Here is a 4,339-nt window from a genome sequence, read left to right on the forward strand (position 1 = left end):
GGGAAATTGACTTCAGGAGATAATAAAATTGAGATTCTTGTATATAATACGCTGGGTAACCATTACCTAAACACAATTTCGCAATATGTTGGGCGAACAAATTCGGGACTAATCGGGCCTGTCAAAATTGATTTTTATTCAAAATGGAAATAGTGAAAAAAAGTAATATGAAGAGTATAAGGTTTTTTCTCATGGTCATTTGTGCTGTGTGTTTTTATGCATTTGGAAATGCGCAGTCAAAAGAGGCTGCTCCTGTTTACAAACCCTTTGTCAACCAGGCCGGATATAATCTGGGAGAATCGAAACGCTTTGTTTGTTATGGTGCACCCGATGGAACTCCGTTCAAAATAAAAAACAAGAAAAATAATCAAGTTGTTTTTGAAGGAAAAATGTTGAATAATCAGGGGTGGTTTACCAGTCTGAACCCTGTTAGTTCTGGCGATGAATATGTAGTTGAGGTCGATGGACGGGGACAGTCAGTCCCTTTCTGGATTGCTGACCATTTAATGGAAAAAATATCATCTAAACTGGCATATGATTTCTTTGTCGATGTTCGTGGTTATGACGATCTGGACAAATATGATATGTCTAAAGTATATGGTGGCGGTCCATCACGCGATGGTGGTGCGTATGGTTTGGAGGCTGTTTTCGAAGTTTTGCAATATGCGGTTAACCCGGCGCTTTACGACAATTGGAAGACTGAATTGGGAGATAAAAATGTTGCCGACCTAATTGATCTTATTCTCTGGCATGCCGAATTTGCATACAAATTCATTAATTATAACGGTCCAACCGGTTATCGCCATGGTTCGCTTGGTTATGAAGGCCAGCCTCGCATGAATTACGATTATTGGAATACTCTTGATCACCTTGCCGCTGTATGTGCCGCTTATCATTCTTTCCTGAAACCATACCTTTCTGAAGAAAAATATCAGAAATATCGCAAAGCTTGTTTGGACAACTGGGAAAAGTATGATAGGCATAAAGTAGTGCGATATTGGACCTACAGTGTAAAGTGGGTCGATTCAGGATTTCAGGAATTTAATGAGATGGGGAATGCGTTTGGTCAATCTGTTTTCAGTAACCTGTTTATGTATTTGTGCGAGAAAAACGAGAAAGATGGGCATCCCGAAAAATTTCTGAAGTATGCACAGGAAAGCGCTCAGGATATTATTACCAATTGGGATTTTAACAACCCACGCCATATGTGGTGGATCCGTAACGCAGAACATATAACGCCTCAGGCTTTAGCCTGGTTTTTAATGGTTGCTCCTGACCAGGCTCCTGCCGGTACGAAAGAGAAACTGGTCGCATGGGCTAATCACATGAAACAGAAAACCAATAATTTTTGGAAATATCGTATGCACAGCGAAACGGAATGGGCACATCCGAAAACCAAAGAGTTGGGTGGTGCACCTGCATTAGCAGGCTCAATGTTTGCTGTTTCTCATATACTTAATGATCAGTCTTTACGTGACTTGGGTTGGGCTCAAGTTGATTTCGTCTTTGGTGTGAATCCGGTTGGTACACATCTGAGCAATAAAAGTGAGGAAAGAGTGAAAATTGGTGGATATTGGGATGGGGTAGAAGAAGGCTGGCCACAAGCTCATCCCAATGGCTATGGCCGTCTTGGATTAGTTCGAGGTACTTTGGATGGGACACCCTTGGATAACCAGTTTCCTATTGCCAAAAACGTGGAGAAGATTATCGGCCAAAATGAAGGGCAGGTTTTTGGTAAAAATGCTTATGCCACCGAAGGATGGTGCATTTCGAACAGGGGCTGGGAGGCAACCGTGACTTTTGCCACATTGGGAAGCCAACAAATAAAATTGTTTGATGCAGAATCGAAAAACGAAATCTCCCAAGTTAAATCGGGTCAAACCATTACTATTGAATTGAAGGCTGCTTTGAATCAGGATTGGAACAAAATAGATAAAGGTTGGGTGGAAATAAAAAATGGAAATGAATTGCCCCAGAAACTTGAAGTAACAGAAACCGGGGCGAATTCCGGAATTTTTACTGCAAAATATTCTGTTCCAAAAACAAAAAAAGGTACAGAGATCAAAGTCTCTTACGGATATTTGGGTTTGGGTGTTGAATCAGTTTTGATAGTCCATTAAGTAGTTAAGAAAAATTAAGATGGATAAATATTTGTTTTTTTTATTGAGTAGTTTTTTTATTCAATAACCTGCAGTTGATGGTCAATAAAAGCAGGACAATAGTGAATCCACGAAGGAAAAGTTTATAAAGATGTGTCTTATGCATGTAATTCCCAGGCACAGGTCATGGATATTTTTATTCCAAATTTTAATGGTCGTTCCCTGTGGTGGTGTTAATTCATGGTAGTGCTTTTACCTGAAATAAATTAAAAATACAAATAAACTTTACAAAGCAAACGATAAGTGCAAATTTTTCCAGCAGGTGAAAGTCCCTTATGCACCGGGTTGTGCGTATAGCATTATCCTCCAGTTGGTGGAAAGGTGTTTTCACGTGAGGTATGCAATTAAGGAAGCCAAACGGCAAAATCCGGTACTGGCTGTATACGTGCCTGAAGTTTAATGTCAGGCTTACATTTTAATGGAAAGGGATAAGCGCAGCTCGTGTAGGTAATACAATGGCGTGGAGCTTTTTCTATAGGCTAACAGCCTATCGGGGCATTTCGTGCTTTATTTTTCTCCCTTCAATCTCTTAATTTCTTTATCAAAATCAGATTCGTAACTCTTGTCTTGTATTATTCTGTATTTGTCATATTCTTGTTCTGCTTTTAGTTGTGCTTCTAAAGCAGTAATTTTCCCTTTGTCTTTTAAAATCGGAAAACTTGACAGTTCCAAAAATTGATGTAAAAACTTAATCCAATCCTCCATTGTTGTCGGAATCTGCCTTTCGGCGCGACTCTCCGCTAAATCCAAGTATGCAGAAACAATCCTGTTGAGTTCTTTAATGTGTTCTTCGTTCAAATAATTTTTAGCGACTGAAACATCTGATTTCAATATCTTTCCATCAGGTGCATGTTTCCAATTTGTCAGACCCATATATATTTTTGATGCATCAGCTGACGAATAAATAATTTCCGCAGCCGTTTTACCTGTAATGGCCCAATGAAGCTTGTTCTGGACTGTCGCAAAGAATTCCTTGGTTAAAAAATCAGACTTGTCATAATCAATGGAAAGGGAATAAATGTCGGTGATTTTTTGATAAAACCTTCTTTCGCTTGCTCGTATCTCTCGAATTCGTTCAAGCAGCTCATCAAAATAATCCTTTCCGAATTGTTTTCCTTGTTTTAAACGCTCATCGTCCAGAACAAAACCTTTGGTTATAAACTCTTTTAAAACTTTAGTTGCCCAAATTCTAAATTTTGTTGCTTTATTGGAATTTACTCTATATCCAACAGCAATAATTACGTCAAGATTAAAAAATGTTGTATCGTATTTTTTACCGTCTTCAGCAGTATGTTCCAAAATGGAACTAACTGAAGTTTCAAGTAATTCGCCACTCTCAAAAATATTTTTTATATGCTTTGTTATTGCAGGTCTTTGGACTCCAAAAAGTTCACTTATTGATTTTTGCGTCATCCAAAAAGTTTCATCATGATAGAAAACTTCTATTTTTACATTTCCATCCTCATCTTGATAAAATATTATTTCAGATTCTTGTGACATTCAAATTTTTCTTTCAAAACTAATCATTTTTAATGAATTTTACGTAAATAGCGGTTTTCTTAGCATGAATGCTACTTATCGTATACTCCTGAAAAAAATTAAAAATACAAATAAACTTTACAAAGCAAGCGATAAGTTTGCGAATTTTTCCAGAGGGTGAAAGTCCATTATGCGTAGGGCCGTGCCTGTATCATTATCCGCCAGTTGGCGGAAAGGGGTTTCCCGTGAGGTATGCAACAAAGGAAGCCAAATGGCAAAATCCGGTACCGGCTGTAAACAAGTAAAACAAAAGGATCTGGACGGGCGAGTACGCAACCGGCTTAGGTATTGTATAGGGTCCGTCAACTAACGGAAACCGCTGTAAAGGGAGGAGCGCAGCTCGCGTACGCACTACAATGGCGTGGAGCTTTTCCGATAGGCTTTTAGCCTAGCTGCGGACTACGATTGTCAACTTGTGTTCATTCATTTCAGGTTGTTTATCAATTATTTAGTTTATAATCTCAAATCATTGTCAATCCGCTTGAACCTATCCACAAATTTATATTGCTTTTTGAACTTGTGTAATCTTTAAACAGTCCAAAAAGGCGGTTACTCGGGCTGTAGAGGCGAAACCTCTTTTGCAAGCCTTTAGTTTGATGAATGGCATGTGCGTGTTTACGAATGTGTGATAGCAGTTTCGA

At 38.7% G+C, this 4,339-nt stretch carries 3 protein-coding genes; 2 read left to right on the forward strand and 1 reads right to left on the reverse strand.

What is annotated here, in order from left to right; translation table 11 throughout:
• The first annotated feature begins 167 nt into the window (after positions 1-167).
• Both Q8907_13335 and Q8907_13340 read left to right on the forward strand, forming a co-directional pair.
• Positions 168-2,120, forward strand: coding sequence for a cellulase N-terminal Ig-like domain-containing protein (locus Q8907_13335; GenBank protein ID MDP4275254.1), 1,953 nt, complete (start codon positions 168-170; stop codon positions 2,118-2,120).
• Between the two features lie 301 nt (positions 2,121-2,421).
• A complete protein-coding gene (locus Q8907_13340; protein ID MDP4275255.1) occupies positions 2,422-2,559 on the forward strand; it encodes a hypothetical protein in 138 nt (45 codons plus the stop codon).
• 107 nt (positions 2,560-2,666) lie between these two features.
• Here Q8907_13340 and Q8907_13345 read toward each other — a convergent pair whose 3' ends face one another.
• The gene (locus tag Q8907_13345; protein ID MDP4275256.1) at positions 2,667-3,659 is read right to left on the reverse strand and encodes a virulence RhuM family protein; all 993 of its coding nucleotides are present in this window, start codon (positions 3,657-3,659) and stop codon (positions 2,667-2,669) included.
• Positions 3,660-4,339: the final 680 nt, after the last annotated feature.

This window comes from Bacteroidota bacterium (assembly GCA_030706565.1).
Classification (GTDB): Bacteria; Bacteroidota; Bacteroidia; order Bacteroidales; family JAUZOH01; genus JAUZOH01.